Here is a 15884-nt window from a genome sequence, read left to right on the forward strand (position 1 = left end):
GACAACAGACACCTCACCCCCACCGAAAGAAGAACAATGTCGAAGACCCTTGAGCGCATGAACGAACTCGGCCTCGAACTGCCGGAGATCGCCACACCAGCCGGCGCCTACGTCCCTGCCCTGCGCACCGGCAATTACGTCTATACCTCGGGCCAGCTGCCCGTCGTCGACGGCAAGCTGCCTGCGACCGGTCACCTGGGCACGGACGTCGACCTCGACACCGGTTACCAGCTGGCACGCACCGCCGGGCTCAACGCACTGGCAGCCATCGCCGGAGTCATCGGCGATCTCGACAAGATCGTGCGCGTCGTCAAGGTCACCGGTTTCGTCAACTCCGCCGACGACTTCACCGAGCAGCCGGCCGTCATCAACGGCGTGTCCGAGCTCTACGGTGAGATCTTCGGAGACCGTGGGCAGCACGCCCGCAGCGCGGTCGGCGTGAACACGCTGCCGCTGGGCACGCCCGTCGAGGTCGAAGTCATCGTCGAGGTCTCAGGCGATGCCGCTTAGCGGACGTACTCTTCCCGTTTCGTCGGAACTGCGGTGGCTGCTTGACCACTGGCAGTCCGACGGACGGTGGCCCGTCCCGGAGGCCCCGCGCCCCACCTCGGCGATCGTGCTGATCAGGGACTCCGCGGACGGGCTGGAATCTTCATCACCCGGCAGCTCGACGCCCGCGGCGTCGAGGACCGCAACCGGTGGGCATTTCCCACCAGCAGCCTGCGCCCGGGTGATGTGCGGAAGCTGCCTCTGGCCGGATGGAATTCGGCCCGGTGCGCCCGTGCGCTGAGCATCGAGAACAAATCCCGCGCCCTGCACCACTTCTCCGCGGCCGCCCGCATCACCTTCGCGGCCACCGGAATCCTGCTCGCCGAGGATGTCGACCGGGAGATCGTGGCCACACCGCAGACGGACTGGCACACCACCCGATCGAGACTGTTCTCGAACGAAGTGTCCTGGTCACAGGTATTACGCGACCGTGACCTGCGGTTGCGCCCCGATCTGTGCAAACCGTGGCTGCGCTGGATCAACACCCCCACCCAGCTGCACCGGTTCGACACCACTTATTTCATCGCCACCGTGCCCTTCGGCCAGGACGTCGACTTCCTGTCGCCGAATGAGACCTCCGCCGGTTGGAAACGCCCCGGCCAAATTCTCGCCGAGGTGGGAGGAGACCCCGACCGCATCGGCGCGGCCGCCCGCATCATCGTCGAAAGCCTCGCAGAGGTCCCGACCGTGGGTGCGGCCATGGCGCAGATACGCAACGTCCACCCGCTGCGTCCGGAGATCGTCGATGACGACGGCGACTGGAAGGTCGTCATCCACACGGGCAAGGACCCTCACAGCAAGGGAAGCCTGCGCGACCGGGCCGTGGCCGTCGGCGAGACCGACAACGACCAGAGTCCCGGCTTCCTGACATTCAGCGGCGACGACGATGACGAAACGACAGACGAGAAGAACGACGACTCATGAGAATCCGTGCGAACAACTCCGGCCCGATGACCCTGACCGGTACGAACACCTACGTGCTCACCAGCCAGGATGACTCGTCCGCGGTCGTCATCGATCCGGGCCCGGAGATTGCCGGTCACCGCGATGCCTTCCTTGCCGAGGTGGCCGACCGTGATCTGGCGGCGATCGTTCTCACCCACCAGCACGCTGACCATTCCGAGATGCTCGGGAGCATCGAGCAGTGGGCCCCCGAAGTTCCCGTCTATGCCGTGCTCGAGCGATTCGCACGTCACACGGATCCGGTCGGAGACGGCGACGAGATCGCCTTCGGCGGCACTCCGGCCGATGTGCTGCGCGTCGTTGCCACCCCCGGGCACACGAGCGACAGCATCAGCCTCATCCATGCCGGGGCCCTCTACAGCGGCGACACGATCCTGGGGGAGGGGACGACGATCGTCACCCACCCGGAAGGCTCCCTGAGTGACTACCTGACCTCTCTCGACCGATTGAAGGAGCTGTTCGACGCCGGGGAGTTCGCCATCATCGAGCCGGCCCACGGTGAGCGCATCGACGCCCCCGCCGAGGTGATCGACTACTACCGCTCCCACCGACTCGAACGCATCGAGCAGGTCAAAGCGGCACTGGAGCAGGGCGCGAAAACGGCCTCGGAGGTATGCGACATCGTCTACCACGACGTCGACCCCAGCGTGCGGCCGGCGGCCGAGCAGATCGTCAAGGCTCAGCTGGCCTACCTCGACGCCCTGCCCGCCGCCGACGACGCCTGAGAGCTGCGGAAGGGCTCGAACAGCGCAAGCTGACACCACGCCCCGAACACGAAGGACGCCCCAGCCGGATCGGCTGGGGCGTCCTTTCACTGCGGCGCCCACGGACCACTGAGGCGGGACACCGCGAGGAGGATCAGCGGGCGCGGTTGCGCATCCTGTCCATGTCGAGGATGACGACGGAGCGGGCCTCGAGGCGGATGAAGCCTCGGGCAGCGAAGTCGGCCAGCGCCTTGTTCACGGTCTCACGGGAAGCACCGACGAGCTGAGCCAGCTCTTCCTGGGTGAGGTCGTGAGCGACGAGCACACCATCGGGAGCCGGCTTCGAAAAGCGGGCTGCGAGGTCGAGCAGGGCCTTGGCGACACGGCCGGGCACATCGGAGAAGACCAGGTCGCCGACGGTCTCGTTGGTGCGGCGCAGACGCTGGGCGAGAGCCTTGAGCAGGTTCATCGCGGCTTGCGGGCGCTCGTTGAGCCAAGTGGTGAGGTCCTCGTGCTTGAGGCTGAGCAGCTCCGACTGGGAGACGGCAGTGACAGAGGTCGAACGTGGGCCCGGATCGAAGAGGCTGAGCTCGCCGATGATCTCGCCGGGGCCGACCACGGACAGCAGGTTCTCACGGCCGTCGGAGGACTCACGGCCGATCTTGAGCTTGCCCGAGGAGACGATGTAGAGCTCGTCACCAGCATCGCCCTCATGGAAGAGCGCGGTTCCCCGACGGAGACTCCGCGGGTTCATGAACTTCATCAATGCACTGGTGGCTTCATCGTCCAGACCTGCGAAGAGCGTCGCGCCCCGCACCACTTCAATATCCACTGGTTCCTCCTTGTCGTGATAATCACACATAAATCTACCTGGTCATCTGCATCGATACCAGCAAAGACGCGGGAGTGTGGCCCATCAGTATGAAAACCTCTCCTGCATCGCCCATCACTGCTCCTGTCCACACCATTCCCGGAGACGGCCAGATCGAGGTGCGCAGGTCAGGTCCCGTGAACATGATGCGCGGGTGTGATCGGCATGACTGCGGAATGACAGGGCACGGATTAGGATGGTGAGTCGTGTTGACTGTGGCAGAGAAGAGCGCGCGGAAGTTCGCGAAGGAGGCCCCGCTGGGCCGGACCCGCCGGGCGCGGAAGATCCACCGCATCCTCGCCGAGGTGTATCCGAACGCGAAGTGCGAGCTCGACTTCGAGACCCCGTTCCAGCTGCTCATCGCCACAGTCCTCTCCGCCCAGACCACCGATATCCGCGTCAACTCGGTCACCCCGAGCCTCTTCGCAGCCTTCCCCGACGCCCACGCCCTGGCCGTGGCCAATCTCATCGAGGTCGAGGAGCACATCCGCTCCACCGGTTTCTACCGGGCGAAGGCCCGCAACATCGTCAAGCTCGCGAACGAACTCGTCGATGAATACGACGGCGTGGTGCCGAACAAGCTGGACAAGCTCGTCAAGCTTGCCGGAGTCGGGCGGAAGACCGCGAACGTCGTCCTCGGTAACGCCTTCGACACCCCTGGGCTGACCGTCGACACGCACATGGGCAGGCTGGCCCGCCGCTTCGGCTGGACCGAGGAGACCGATCCGGTCAAGGCCGAACACGAGATCGCGGCGCTGTTCCCGAAGAAGGACCTCACCATGCTCTCGCATCGGGTGATTTTCCACGGCCGCCGCATCTGCCATTCGCGCAAACCCGCCTGTGGAGCCTGCCCCCTGACTGCGCTGTGCCCATCGTTCGGGGTCGGAGAGCTCGACCCGGACAAGGCCCGTGCCATGCTCCGGTTCGAAATGGCGCCCTTGGCCACTCCCGCCGAGGAGGCTGTCCCCGAGGAGAGACAGTGAGCGCCCGAATCCCCGACCTTCCACCCGAATCGGCGACGATCGCCGACGGCGCCCTGCGCGGGCAGCTCGAAGATCTTGCTGCCTCGCACGGGTCGCCGCTGTGGCTGCGCCGGCAGAAGGAAGCCGCCGAGCAGTCCGCCCGTGACGCCGCTGTGCTCATGCTCTTCGGACGCGGGGGCGAAGCGCGCACCGAGGCGGGAGAGGCCGAAATGTCGCGCCTGGCCGAACTCGGCGTCGCCGATGTCGACATCGTTCTGCTCCAGCGGGCCGCGACCCTGCGCCATCATCCCGGCCAGGTCGCCTTCCCCGGCGGCGGACGCGACCCCGAAGACACATCGATGTCCGCAGCGGCGCTGCGTGAGGCCGAAGAGGAAGCCGGAATCCCCCCGGACACCGTCGAAGTTCTCGGAGAGATGGACCCGCTCTACATCCCCGTCTCGAAGTTCGAGGTCACCCCGGTGATCGGCTACTGGAAGACACCCGGCGCGGTGCAGGTGATGGATCAGCGGGAGTCCTACTCCGTCTACCGGGTGGCCATCGCCGACCTCGTCGCTCCTGCCAACCGCGGAACCTTCGCCCGTCCCGATCTGAAGATCTCGACTCCGGCCTTCGACGTCGGAGTCCTCAAGGTATGGGGCTTCACCGCCGGCATCCTCGACTTCGCTCTCGACCATCTCGGCTGGGCCGGCGACTGGGACAAGAGGGCTCCCATCGCCATCGACTTCTGAAGCAGATGCGAAGGCGGCGCCGGACTTCGTGTCCGGCGCCGCCTTCGTTCCTGCCGCGGTTCTCAGATTGGGAGAGGTGTCAGTACCTGGGGCCCGAGGGATTCTTCACTGCGCGCTTGACGGAGGCCACCAGCGACTTGGCCGAGCCGATCGCGGTGCCCGGAACCGGGTTGCCCTTCTTGAACAGCGGGAGGGCCACAAGGACGAGGATGATCGCAATGACGGCGAGGATGCCGAAGACGATGAGGAAGCTGCCCCACCATGGCCACCCCAGACCCTCATGGAATGCGGCCGCACCGGCGAAGATCACCATGAACGAGGACAGGAAGAGCAGGAAGAGAGCGACGATGGCCAGTCCGGCACCGATGCCCAGGTTCTTCGCACCGGCAGTGGCCTCGGCCTTGGCGAGGGCAATCTCTTCTTCGGCGATCGCTTTGGAATCGTCGCTGATGCCTTTGATCAGTTCGCTGATGGACCGTTCGGCCATGAGAGCTCCTAAATCGAGAACGAGGACAATCTAACTTAAGAGTAGTCTGAACGGGCTCTGCGGCCAAAGACGAATCGGCGGGGAACCGGGAAAACCCGTCGGAGCCGGACGACGGCCGTTATGCGGCAGGGTCGTCTGTCACCGACGGGTCTTCCGATTTCGGCCTCAGAGCGAGGGGTTCAGGATCCTGTGACGGACTTTTCGATCTGATCCATCACCGAGGCATCAGCGAGGGTCGACGTATTGCCGACCTCGCGGTTCTCGGCAACGTCCTTGAGCAGACGACGCATGATCTTGCCCGAGCGGGTCTTGGGCAGGTCCGTGACGATGTGGACCTTCTTCGGCTTTGCGATGGGGCCGATGTCCTTGCCCACATGCTGACGCAGCTCCTCAGAGGTCTCGGGGGAGTCCTCGACGCCGTTCGAGACGATGACGAATGCGACGACGGCTTGACCGGAGGTGTCGTCGGCGGCGCCGACCACAGCCGCCTCGGCGACCTTGGAGTGGGCGACGAGCGAGGATTCGATCTCCGCAGTGGACAGGCGGTGACCGGACACGTTCATCACGTCGTCGACTCGGCCGAGGAACCAGATGTCCCCGTCCTCGTCGCGGCGGGCGCCGTCGCCGGCGAAGTATGTGTCCTCGAACCGCGACCAGTAGGTCTCCTTGAAGCGCTCCGGGTCTTTCCAGATCCCGCGCAGCATCGACGGCCATGGGCGGCGGATGACGAGCAGTCCGCCTTCGGGACCGGCCGGGTTCTCACCCGAATCATCGACGACATCGACGGAGATGCCGGGAATCGGACGCTGTGAGGAGCCGGGCTTGGTTGAGAGCACGCCGGGCAGGGGCGCGATCATGTGGGCTCCGGTCTCTGTCTGCCACCAGGTGTCGACGATCGGGCAGCGCTCACCGCCGATGACCCGGTGGTACCAGCGCCAGGCCTCGGGGTTGATCGGTTCGCCGACGCTGCCGAGTAGGCGCAGGCTCGACAGATCGTATTTCGCCGGGATCTCCTCGCCCCACTTCATGCAGGTGCGGATCGCCGTCGGAGCGGCGTAGAGGATCGTGGCTCTGTACTTCTCGATGATCTCCCACCAGCGACCCTGATGCGGGGTGTCCGGAGTGCCTTCGTAGATGATCTGAGTGGTGCCGGCGGCCAGCGGACCGTAGGCGACATAGGAGTGACCGGTGATCCAGCCGACATCGGCGGTGCACCAGAAGACATCGGTCTCGGGCTTGATGTCGAAGACGGCCTTCATCGAGTACAGCACCTGAGTGAGGTAGCCGCCGGTGGTGTGGAGGATGCCCTTGGGCTTTCCTGTCGTACCGGAGGTGTAGAGGATGAACAGCGGGTGCTCCGAGTCGAAGAATTCGCACTCGTGTGTGTCGCTGGCCTGGCCGACGGAATCCTCCCACCACTGGTCCCGGCCTTCAACCCAGTCGACGTCCTGACCGGTGCGCTTGACGACGAGGACGTGTTCGACGGGAGTGTCGCCCTGGGCGATCGCTTCGTCGACGGCCGGCTTGAGACTCGTGGGCTTGGCGCGGCGGTAGCTGCCGTCGGCGGTAATGACGACGCGGGCTTCGGCGTCGATGATGCGCGAGTGCAGAGCATCGGCGGAGAATCCGCCGAAGACGACGGAATGCGCCGCACCGAGACGGGCACAGGCGAGCATCGAGATCACTGCTTCGGGGATCATCGGCAGATAGATGGCGACCCGGTCACCGGTTCTGACGCCGAGCTCGGTCAGCGTGTTCGCCGCCTTCGACACCTCAGCAAGGAGTTCGGCGTAGGTGAAGGTGCGGAAGTCGCCCGGTTCGCCTTCGAAGTTGATGGCCACTCGGTCGCCGTTGCCTGCGACGACGTGACGGTCGAGGCAGTTGTAGGCGACGTTGAGCTTTCCGCCGACGAACCATTTCGCGAACGGCGGGTTCGTCCAATCGAGGATCTCGTCGAAGTCTTCGTGCCAGTCGACGAGCTCACGGGACTGTTCGGCCCAGAAGCCCAAGTAGTCCGCCTCGGCGCGTTCGTATTCATCGGCCTTGACGTTGGCCTCGGCCGCGAACTGCTCAGGTGGGGCAAACGTCTCGGTCTGCTCGGCAGCGGTATCGGTCATGCTTTCCCTCCGACTTCGTTGGTGGATCGAAAATGCTAGTTGCACTGTATACCTGCGGCCGGGGGCAGTGGAGAGCAGTTTCACTCGATGAACGGGGAAATCGGGGGTAGCCGCCGCGCAATTGTCGTGGTATAGGTCACACGGTTTCGGCGGTTGCGGAGAGACGAAAGGGCCACCTCGGCGGGGGAATGAGGAGTTTTCGACGTGACTGAGAATGCGCATATGAGTGCACAGGAGGCCTGTGTTCTGCAAGGATGGGGTCAGAGTCTGTCGGGATCCGTCCCGCGCGGACACGGAAACACTGTTAGCTTTTCCCCGAGATCGACTGGAGTCAGCGATGAGTTCGCCGCAGCATCCAACCGGGTCCGGACCACAGCCGTGGCAGGATCAGCCCCCGCAGCACCCGGGCCAGAACGCGCAGCAGCCTGGTGGCCAGCCGCCGGCCTACGGTTCCGGGCCGGGACAGTTCGGTTCGGCTCCCGGGCCGGCCTATGGTTCCGCACCGGGACCGTACGGTTCGGCACCGGGGCAGCCCGCCGCACAAGGGCCCTACGGTTCGGCACCGGCCCAGTACGGCTCGGGGCCCGGCCAGTACGGTTCTGCTCCCGGTCGGTATGGATCGGCGCCGGGACCCTATGGTTCGGCTCCGGGACAGGGCCAGTTCGGCCAGGCACCGGCGCCGAAGCAGAAGACCGGCCCGGGGATCCTCGGTCCGCTGACTCTGCGTGATCTCTTCCTTCTGTTCGCCGGACTGCTCGCCTTCATCGCATTGTTCGTGCCGTACCGGAGTTACGATTACGGCCTCGGCAGTGAGACGACCACTCTGTGGCACTGGAATGTCGCCGATATGGGCGCGCTCGTGTTCGGAGTGCTCACAATTCTGCTCATTGTGGCGGCCGTGCTCGTCAACAAGCTCGGCAACAGCCGACTGCGAGTCGGATCGCTCAGCCTCGACCAGTTCATCTCCGTGCTCTCGGCGATCGCCTTCACCTATGTGTTCGTCGATCTGCTCACCTCGGCGGTCTACTGGCATGTGGGTTCGTACCTGACGTTCTTCGCCGGCCTCATCGCATTCTTCGCCGGAGTGTTCACGATGCTGCCGTTCTTCGCCAAGGAATTCGCCGGCCGCGAGGACATCGAAACCCATCCGAAGGCCCGCCCCGTCACCAAGCACACCCAACATCCGGCACCCGTGGCCAATGTGCCCGGTGCTGCCGGCCCGGGCACCGGTGCACCCGGATTCGCACCCTACGGAGCCGCTCCGGCCGGTGTGGGACAGGCGGCGCCCGGTCAGCCGGATCAGTTCGGTCAGCCGAGCGGCCCGGGACAGTCCGCCCAGCCGACTCAGTTCGGCGCGCCCGGACAGCAGGACCAGTTCGGCGGACCGGGACAGTCGGGTCAGCCTGGACAGCAGGGTGGGCACGACCAGTTCGGTCAGCCGGGTCCGTTCGGTGCTTCGGAACAGCAGAATCAGTTCGCCGCTCCCGCCCAGCAGGATCAGCCCGCCGACCAGCAGAACCAGCCCAGCCCCTACGCTCCGCCGCAGGAGCATGATTCCGAGCGTTCGGCCAGCTCGTTCGCCGCACCCGCTGCTGCAGGCACCTCGGGCGCGGGCGCTGCGCCCGAATCCGCGGACGTGGCATCCGACCAGGCCTCGGCCGACGGACCGGTGCACAGCACCGGTGACGGACAGGCCTACCTGGGTCGTCACGATTCGGACGCCCCACAGCATTCGCAGAGCGAACCGACTCAGGCATTCGGTGTCGGAGCCGGACAGCCGCAGACCGATGCGACCGGAGAGCAGACCGCCGCTGCGGGAAGCCGGGCCGCTGAGTCGGGCAGCCAGCCTGTAGCGTCTGACGCCCAGTCCAGGCAGTCCGATGAAATGTCACACTCGGGCGCCGCGGCCGCTGCCGCAGGAGCCGGAGTGATCGGTGCCGGTGCTGCCGGCGTCGCTGCTGCGCATTCGGATTCCGAACGTCGCCGTGGCCGCCACGCCGCTCCCGAAACGGAGTCCGACGCGGAATCGACTCCCGATGCGGAATCAACTGACACCGGGTCGGCGGCTCAGACGAATGAGGCGAAAGACGACACGTCCGCGGATGGGTCCAGGGCCGCCTCGGCGACGTCGGACGAGACTCCCGCAGTGGTATCACCGGCCGAGAGCAGCGACCTGGTCTCCAAGGTCAACGCCAAATCGTCCGACACGAATGCCGACGAAGGTGCGAACGTCACCGGCGCGAACTCGGCTGCCCAGGCCTCGACAGAAGCCGATCGGTCTTCGAGAGGAAACGCACCGGAGAACGCGACTTCGACAGATGCGGAGTCGAACGCTTCGCCATCGGATTCCCCGGCACCGACCGACGGAACCTCGGCGCAGGGTCCGGACGACGACGCCAACATCCGCTCCACCGAAGCCACCGTCGTCAGCACCCCGGCCGACGACAATGTCGTGCCAGACGGCGAAGCCGCGTCAGATGGCAAGACGCGCGCGGACGACGATGAACAGGCGACCGCTGTGATGGAGCCGGCAGTCAACTCGGAGCGGACCACCGCTCCCGAAAGCGAAGAACCGACTCAGTACGTTCCCGTGGCCGACTACGCCAACCGGCCGGAGACCGACGGTCGCGCTGACAGGTCGAACGACGAGACAATGGCACAGACGGCCGTCGACAACCAGCCGGTGCCCGCCGATGCAGGGCAGAACCGGTCCGGTGATGCGCCGAACGACGGACGGAACGCCGATCAGGACAATGGTCAGGCCGAACACCAGGACGGTGGACGCCCCATCATCCAGGCCTTCTGGTTCGCCGTTCCCGAACCGCGCGAAGCCGTGGACGAGACCACCGGAATGCCGGTGTTCACGATCTACCCGGGCGACTGGTACCTCAGCCTCGAAGACAACGGATCCTGGTTCAAGGTTCGCGACTCCGACGGCAGCACCACTGGCATCCTGCGCAATACCGAAGGAATCCAGCGCGGCTGAGCCGACTGGAATCCACTCACGCGTCAACGCTGTGGACAGACCTCGGTCGAATCGGTGACCACCGGCACCACATGATGTGACCGGCCGGTCGGACCACCGCGGCTGACGTGGACGGAGGCCGCCGACTGCCGCTGGGGGCGCCTCCTGTGACTCAACCTCACAGGAGGCGCCCCTTCGTCGTCCCATCCACAGAGCGGCACTCCGGCCTGGCCGTTGACAGCCGGGCGGATCCAGGCTCGGTGCATGCAGGTAGCCCTCATCACCGACCTCGGAGCGATCACCGAAGAATGCGCTCGAGTGGCCGAAAGCATCGGCATCTCACTGACCGTCCTGCCTCCCGACTCCGGAGGCTGGCAGTCCGCGTCGCTCATCCTCCTCGGCGAAGACGTCCGCGAAGCCCCCGCCACCGACCGGGCAGACACGATCCTCGTCGTCCTCGACGACGACGAACCCTCCTCGACCTGGGCGAAGGCCGCCCACCTCGGCGTCGACCAGCTCGCCGTGCTGCCTGCTGCTGCGGAATGGCTGAGCGGGCGGATGATCGCCGCTGTCGAACCGCCGACGGCACCCGGGACCACGGTCGGCGTCGTCGCCGGATGCGGGGGAGCCGGAGCCTCCGTGCTCGCCTGCGCACTCGCCCGGCGGGCCGGAGCCGATCACAGCACCGTCCTCGTCGACGCCGACCCGCTCGGCGGGGGACTCGACCTCGTCCTCGGTGCCGAACAGGCCCCCGGTCCGCGATGGACCGACCTCAGTGCCTCCCGCGGACAGCTGCGCCCCTCCACCCTGGCCGAAGCGCTGCCCCGCCACGACGGCCTCGCTCTTCTATCCTGGGGGCGAGACGACACCGTCGACCTCGACCCGGACGTCTTCGACGACTTCCTCGCCGCGGCCGGCCAGGCCTTCGACCTCGTCATCGTCGATCTGCCCCGCCACGCCCCACCCCAGTGGACCCGGCGCTGCCATCATGTCCTCCTCGTCTCCCCGGCCCGGGTCAGATCCGCCGTCGCCTCCTCCCAAGTGGCCAAGCGGCTCTCCCAAGCCCACCCGGATGTGCGCCTCGTCGTCCGTGAAACCGGGGCCGGCGGGCTCGACGCCGACCTCCTCGCCGATTCCATCGGGCTGAGCCTGGCTGGGAGCATCCGCGACGATCGGGGCCTGTCCGCCGCCGTCGACCGCGGCGAGGGAATCCCGGGTGGCGCGCACCTCGGCCGCCTCGTCGACCGATTGCTGGGGGAGTGGGTGGAATGAGCGAATGGCTCGACGCCTCGCTCGTCGCCGATGTCCGCAAAACGCTGCTCGACAATCCGGGACCGGTGACCACAGCCGCAGTCGCCGAGGCGGTCCAGCGCACCGGACGCGTGCTCGGTTCCTCCGCCCTGCTCGAACTCGTCACCCGGCTGTCCGCGCAGCTGTCCGGAGCCGGGCCCCTGCAGTCCGTACTCGAGGTGCCCGGCACCACGGACGTGTTCGTCAACGGGCCGCGGGAGGTCTTCGCCGACACAGGTGACGGTCCCCAGCTGCTCGACCTGACCCTGGGATCCGAAGAGGACGTGCGGTCCTTGGCGGTGCGTTTGGCCGCCCTCGGCGGGCGCCGCCTCGACGATTCTTCCCCCTATGTCGACGTTCGTCTGCCCGACGGGGTGCGGATGAACGCGATCGTCCCACCGATCTCCGGGGAGACGACGACGATCAGCTTCCGCGTACCCAAACGGGCCGGATTCCCTTATTCCCAGCTCTGCGCCGAAGGGTTCGTTCCCGCTGAGATCAGCCCCCTCGTCGCCGAGGCGGTCACCTCGCGGGCGAACATCCTCGTCTCCGGCGGAACGGGCACGGGAAAGACCGTCCTCCTCGGCGCTCTGCTGTCGCTGGTCGAACCGATCCAACGCATCGTCATCGTCGAGGACTCCCGCGAACTCATCGTCACCCACCCGCACACCGTGCAGCTCGCCGCGCGTCAGGCCAACGTCGAAGGCGGCGGCGAAGTGACCCTGACCGACCTCGTGCGCAACGCACTGCGGATGCGGCCCGATCGCCTCGTCGTCGGGGAATGCCGCGGTGCCGAGGTCCGAGACATGCTCACGGCCCTCAACACCGGACACGAGGGTGGGTGCGCGACGATCCACGCGAACACCGCCGAGGCTGTGCCCAGCCGGGTGGCCGCGCTCGGTGCGCTGGCGCAGATGAGTCCGGACGCCGTGTACTCGCAGTTCTCCACCGCCATCGACCTCGTCATCCACCTGCGCCGCACGGGCTCCGAGCGGGGAATCACGGAGCTGGCGATCCCGACGAGGACCGGGTCCGAGGGAGTGGTCATGGAACCGGTGTGGGGTCGCCCCTCGCCGTCGACAGCCGGCACTGTCAATCGGCGCGCCCTGGCCCGGTTCGAAGCCGTGCTCGAACAGAAGTCCGCAAAATGATCGTCGTCACCGCCGTCCTCATCGCGACCGGGATCATCCTCGCCGCGCCTCCGGACCCGGGCTCCAGGCTGCGCGAGCTCTTGCCCCGTGGGGAGGGCGGAGAATCGGTGCGGAAAGGCGTGTGCGACTTTTTTCGCCGAGGCGGTCACATCACCGATGATCAGGCAGAACGGCTGTGGGCGATCGCCGCCGTGGAGAACTGCGCCCACCTGCTCAAGGTGGGGATGACCCCGCAGGCGGTGATGAGCACGTTAAGTCGCCGCTACGACGCCCTGACCCCGATCTCACGAGCCATCTCCCTGGGTGAGGAACCCGGACGCGCCATCGCCACCCGCAGCTCCGGACTGTCGGAGACCGCCGCTCACGTGCTGTCGGGAATGGCCGCCGTGTGGACGGTGTCCGAACGCTCCGGAGCACCTGCAGCCGAGATGATCCTCCGGTATGCGGCAGCGCAGAGAGACGCCCTCGACGCCGAACGCGAACGCCGCATCGCCATGGCCGGACCGAGGTCGACGGTGCGGGTGCTCAGCTGGCTGCCGCTCATCGGCGTCGGTCTCGGGCTGCTCATCGGCGTCCGACCTCTGGAACTCATCACCGGACTGCCGGGACAGCTGAGCATCGGTGCCGGCCTCCTTCTGTACGGGGCAGGCCGGTGGTGGATGCGGACGATGATGCTCAGGGCACAGAGGTGACCATGCTGATTGTGCTCATCGGGGTCTGCGTCGGACTCGGCGTGCTCCTGTGGTCCGGACCGACTCGCGGGAGGCTGCAGAGCCTCCTCGGCGAGGGCCGATCCGTTCCCACCGACACCGAGGCGGCCGCTGGGGACGCAGGGACGCCGGAGTCGGGGACGGCAGGAGCGGTGGCCGATGATCAGTTGGCGTTCGACCTCGACCTTGTGGCGATCTGCCTGACCTCCGGCCTGCCGATTCCCGTGGCGCTGACCCTGACCGCCGAGGCGACCGATGACCGGTCGGGTCTGCAGAGGATCGCCCGTGCGATGACGATCGGAGGGCGCAGGCTCGCCGACGATGATCGTCTGCTGCCGGTGCTCGAGGTCTTCGAGTTCTCCGAACACACCGGCGTCGGCCCGGCACCTCTCATCGAATCCGTGGCCGAGGAGCTGCGGGCTTCGTCCCGTCGGCGTCGGCAGGAGGCGGCCGCCTCGCTGGGTGTGCAGCTGGTGCTGCCCTTGGGCGTGTGCATCCTGCCGGCGTTCCTGCTGCTGTCGGTCGTTCCGGTCGTCATCTCACTGCTGACCGACCTCACGACCGTGTTCTTCTGAAGCGGTGACCGGGTTTTCAGACTCGACCGATAGGCTCGGGACATGGCACCGGTCACACCCTTCAATCAGCTGTCCAATGTCGAACAAGCCGAGGACTACGCCGAGAATCTCTTCATCGGGCGATCCGTGCGTCTGCGGCCGTTGAGGGAGGATGATCTGCCGTATCTCGAACAGTGGTGGTTCGATCCTTCGATCGTCGTCCTGCAGAATCACACGGTTCTGCCGCGGCCCGAAGGGGGTGTGTCCGAGCAGTTCTCGCAGTGGAGTGCGAACACCTCGAGCGAGGCCGTCGGCTTCAGCATCGAGCTGACCGAAACCGAGGAGTTCGTCGGCCATGTCACCCTCTACGGACGCAACCCCATCAACCAGTCAGCCACTCTGGCGATCGTGCTCGGCCCCGAATTCCACGGCCGCGGATACGGTTCGGATGCGGTGCGACTGGCCGTGAAATACGGGTTCCTCCAATTGGGACTCAACCGCATCGAGCTGCAGACCTGGGCATTCAACACCCGCGGAATCGCCTCCTATACGAAAGCCGGATTCGTCGAAGAAGGCCGTCGACGGGAGGCCGTGTTCTTCAACGGTCGGCGCCACGACGAAGTGATCATGGCCATCCTCAGAGACGATTGGGCCGGCAACAGCTGAGACGTCGGCGCCACTGACTCGCACGCCGTTTCCTGTGGACGGCGCCTCCACCCGCACACCGTGAGCCTGTGGAGGCAGAACCCGTTTCCACAGGTGCGAATCCGGCCCTGGACACGGCAGCATGCCTATTCCCAGGCTGAAGGTCCGCTCGCAGAGTGCGAACGGGGATTCAGCCAAGGAGGAGAGCATGGCCACCACATCACCGTCCCCGGAGATCGAGGAACCGTCGACCGGGCACATCGAACCGGTCGAGGACCACAGTGAGATCGAACAGTTCTGGGAACCCGACGCCGGAGCGACCACAGCCGAATATGCGATCACCACTCTGGCCGCGTGCGGATTCGCCGCACTGCTCGTCGTGGTCCTCAAATCCGAACCGATCAAGGAACTCATCACGGGGGTCATCTCCTCGGCGCTCGGCCTGGGAAGCTGAACCGTCATGGCACGCGGACGCTCCCGTCAGCGGCAGCGAGGATGGGATCGGGATGCGGGAACGGCGACGGCGGAATTCGCCGTCGTCATGCCGGCGGTCGTTCTTCTCATCGTGCTGCTCGCGGGAGCCGCCGCTGTCGGGTTCTCCCAGCTGCGAGCCTTCGACGCGGCACGGTCCGCGGCCCGTGAGATCGCCCGCGGCGAACCACAGACCGCCGTCGTGTCCGAAGCGAAGAAGCACGCCGGTGACTCATCCTCGGTCCGCGTTCGAGCCGACGGCGGATACTCGGTCGTCACGGTTACGATCGAACTGCCGGCCGCGATCTTCTTCCTCGACACCGTCTACGCGAATGCCACCGCTCGATTCGAAGGGGACAGAGGAGGACCGTCATGACGAACATCGTCGTGGGACTCTGCTCGATCGTGCTCGTCCTCGTCACCGCCATCGGCAGCCTCGGCCAGGCCTTCGTCGCCCACAGTCGGGCACAGAGCGCCGCGGATCTGGCGGCGCTCGCCGCCGCAGACGCCGTGCGCGGACTGGCCGCCGGGGAACCGTGTGAGACGGCGAAGGAGGTCGCGATTCGCAACGGCGGTCACCTGAAGGACTGTCGTGCCTCGCTGAGCGAGCAGTCGGCCTATGTCGTCGTCGAAGTCGACATCCCGGGGCCTCTGCCGAAGGTCAGAGAGGAGGCCGTCGCCGGGAAATGAAACTCA

General features: G+C 66.3%; 17 protein-coding genes. 14 read left to right on the forward strand and 3 right to left on the reverse strand.

Going from position 1 to position 15884, the window contains the following annotated elements:
* Positions 1-36 precede the first annotated feature (36 nt).
* The 3 genes from LJ362_RS03845 (at position 37) to LJ362_RS03855 (ending at position 2237) form a co-directional block, all read left to right on the forward strand.
* The gene (locus LJ362_RS03845; RefSeq protein WP_264800846.1) at positions 37-510 is read left to right on the forward strand and encodes a RidA family protein; all 474 of its coding nucleotides are present in this window, start codon (positions 37-39) and stop codon (positions 508-510) included.
* 66 nt (positions 511-576) lie between these two features.
* Positions 577-1473 (forward strand): hypothetical protein, encoded by an 897-nt coding sequence (locus LJ362_RS03850; protein ID WP_264800847.1) that lies wholly within the window; start codon positions 577-579, stop codon positions 1471-1473.
* Positions 1470-2237, forward strand: a complete 768-nt coding sequence (locus tag LJ362_RS03855; protein ID WP_264800848.1) for an MBL fold metallo-hydrolase — start codon at positions 1470-1472, stop codon at positions 2235-2237. The genes LJ362_RS03850 and LJ362_RS03855 overlap by 4 nt, the downstream gene beginning before the upstream one ends.
* A 133-nt stretch (positions 2238-2370) precedes the next feature.
* Here the strand turns inward: LJ362_RS03855 and LJ362_RS03860 are convergent, their stop codons facing one another.
* The gene (locus tag LJ362_RS03860) at positions 2371-3048 is read right to left on the reverse strand and encodes a Crp/Fnr family transcriptional regulator (RefSeq protein ID WP_264800849.1); all 678 of its coding nucleotides are present in this window, start codon (positions 3046-3048) and stop codon (positions 2371-2373) included.
* Positions 3049-3293: 245 nt separating this feature from the next.
* On the opposite strand from LJ362_RS03860, the gene nth reads away from it, so the two are divergent.
* Entirely contained in the window at positions 3294-4070 is a 777-nt protein-coding gene (gene nth / locus LJ362_RS03865; protein WP_413774226.1) for an endonuclease III, read from the forward strand.
* Positions 4067-4798 (forward strand): NUDIX hydrolase, encoded by a 732-nt coding sequence (locus tag LJ362_RS03870; protein ID WP_264800850.1) that lies wholly within the window; start codon positions 4067-4069, stop codon positions 4796-4798. Before nth ends, LJ362_RS03870 begins: the two co-directional genes overlap by 4 nt.
* Positions 4799-4877: 79 nt before the next feature.
* On the opposite strand, the gene LJ362_RS03875 is transcribed toward LJ362_RS03870, so the two are convergent.
* Entirely contained in the window at positions 4878-5285 is a 408-nt protein-coding gene (locus tag LJ362_RS03875) for a phage holin family protein (protein WP_039211350.1), read from the reverse strand.
* Positions 5286-5464: 179 nt separating this feature from the next.
* The gene (gene acs, locus LJ362_RS03880; protein ID WP_264800851.1) at positions 5465-7402 is read right to left on the reverse strand and encodes an acetate--CoA ligase; all 1938 of its coding nucleotides are present in this window, start codon (positions 7400-7402) and stop codon (positions 5465-5467) included.
* A gap of 337 nt (positions 7403-7739) precedes the next feature.
* Here acs and LJ362_RS03885 point away from each other — a divergent pair, with 337 nt between their 5' ends.
* From LJ362_RS03885 to LJ362_RS03925, 9 genes are all read left to right on the forward strand, one after another.
* On the forward strand, positions 7740-10388 hold the full coding sequence (locus LJ362_RS03885; protein WP_264800853.1) for a hypothetical protein: 2649 nt from the start codon (positions 7740-7742) through the stop codon (positions 10386-10388).
* Between the two features lie 243 nt (positions 10389-10631).
* Positions 10632-11639 (forward strand): septum site-determining protein Ssd, encoded by a 1008-nt coding sequence (ssd, locus tag LJ362_RS03890; protein WP_264800854.1) that lies wholly within the window; start codon positions 10632-10634, stop codon positions 11637-11639.
* Positions 11636-12808 (forward strand): TadA family conjugal transfer-associated ATPase, encoded by a 1173-nt coding sequence (locus LJ362_RS03895; RefSeq protein ID WP_264800855.1) that lies wholly within the window; start codon positions 11636-11638, stop codon positions 12806-12808. Before ssd ends, LJ362_RS03895 begins: the two co-directional genes overlap by 4 nt.
* Positions 12805-13500, forward strand: a complete 696-nt coding sequence (locus LJ362_RS03900; protein WP_264800856.1) for a type II secretion system F family protein — start codon at positions 12805-12807, stop codon at positions 13498-13500. The genes LJ362_RS03895 and LJ362_RS03900 overlap by 4 nt, the downstream gene beginning before the upstream one ends.
* Before the next feature lie 2 nt (positions 13501-13502).
* Positions 13503-14093: a type II secretion system F family protein gene (locus LJ362_RS03905; RefSeq protein ID WP_264801769.1), complete on the forward strand. Its 591-nt coding sequence runs from the start codon at positions 13503-13505 to the stop codon at positions 14091-14093.
* 42 nt (positions 14094-14135) lie between these two features.
* Complete coding sequence (locus tag LJ362_RS03910; RefSeq protein ID WP_264800857.1) at positions 14136-14738, forward strand: GNAT family N-acetyltransferase; 603 nt, start codon at positions 14136-14138, stop codon at positions 14736-14738.
* Positions 14739-14925: 187 nt separating this feature from the next.
* A complete protein-coding gene (locus tag LJ362_RS03915; protein ID WP_173156091.1) occupies positions 14926-15171 on the forward strand; it encodes a DUF4244 domain-containing protein in 246 nt (81 codons plus the stop codon).
* A gap of 6 nt (positions 15172-15177) precedes the next feature.
* Positions 15178-15564, forward strand: a complete 387-nt coding sequence (locus LJ362_RS03920; RefSeq protein WP_264800858.1) for a TadE family protein — start codon at positions 15178-15180, stop codon at positions 15562-15564.
* A complete protein-coding gene (locus LJ362_RS03925; protein ID WP_264800859.1) occupies positions 15561-15878 on the forward strand; it encodes an Rv3654c family TadE-like protein in 318 nt (105 codons plus the stop codon). Before LJ362_RS03920 ends, LJ362_RS03925 begins: the two co-directional genes overlap by 4 nt.
* Positions 15879-15884: the final 6 nt, after the last annotated feature.

Source organism: Brevibacterium sp. JSBI002, from assembly GCF_026013965.1.
In the GTDB taxonomy this organism is placed as follows: domain Bacteria; phylum Actinomycetota; class Actinomycetes; order Actinomycetales; family Brevibacteriaceae; genus Brevibacterium.

Excerpts from the sequence above, each read along its gene's own strand:
- LJ362_RS03845 (WP_264800846.1), top strand. The coding sequence starts at position 37 with ATGTCGAAGACCCTTGAGCGCATGAACGAACTCGGCCTCGAACTGCCG.
- LJ362_RS03855 (WP_264800848.1), top strand. The coding sequence starts at position 1,470 with ATGAGAATCCGTGCGAACAACTCCGGCCCGATGACCCTGACCGGTACG.
- LJ362_RS03875 (WP_039211350.1), bottom strand. The coding sequence starts at position 5,285 with ATGGCCGAACGGTCCATCAGCGAACTGATCAAAGGCATCAGCGACGAT.
- acs (WP_264800851.1), bottom strand. The coding sequence starts at position 7,402 with ATGACCGATACCGCTGCCGAGCAGACCGAGACGTTTGCCCCACCTGAG.
- LJ362_RS03885 (WP_264800853.1), top strand. The coding sequence starts at position 7,740 with ATGAGTTCGCCGCAGCATCCAACCGGGTCCGGACCACAGCCGTGGCAG.
- ssd (WP_264800854.1), top strand. The coding sequence starts at position 10,632 with ATGCAGGTAGCCCTCATCACCGACCTCGGAGCGATCACCGAAGAATGC.
- LJ362_RS03895 (WP_264800855.1), top strand. The coding sequence starts at position 11,636 with ATGAGCGAATGGCTCGACGCCTCGCTCGTCGCCGATGTCCGCAAAACG.
- LJ362_RS03900 (WP_264800856.1), top strand. The coding sequence starts at position 12,805 with ATGATCGTCGTCACCGCCGTCCTCATCGCGACCGGGATCATCCTCGCC.
- LJ362_RS03905 (WP_264801769.1), top strand. The coding sequence starts at position 13,503 with ATGCTGATTGTGCTCATCGGGGTCTGCGTCGGACTCGGCGTGCTCCTG.
- LJ362_RS03910 (WP_264800857.1), top strand. The coding sequence starts at position 14,136 with ATGGCACCGGTCACACCCTTCAATCAGCTGTCCAATGTCGAACAAGCC.
- LJ362_RS03915 (WP_173156091.1), top strand. The coding sequence starts at position 14,926 with ATGGCCACCACATCACCGTCCCCGGAGATCGAGGAACCGTCGACCGGG.
- LJ362_RS03920 (WP_264800858.1), top strand. The coding sequence starts at position 15,178 with ATGGCACGCGGACGCTCCCGTCAGCGGCAGCGAGGATGGGATCGGGAT.
- LJ362_RS03925 (WP_264800859.1), top strand. The coding sequence starts at position 15,561 with ATGACGAACATCGTCGTGGGACTCTGCTCGATCGTGCTCGTCCTCGTC.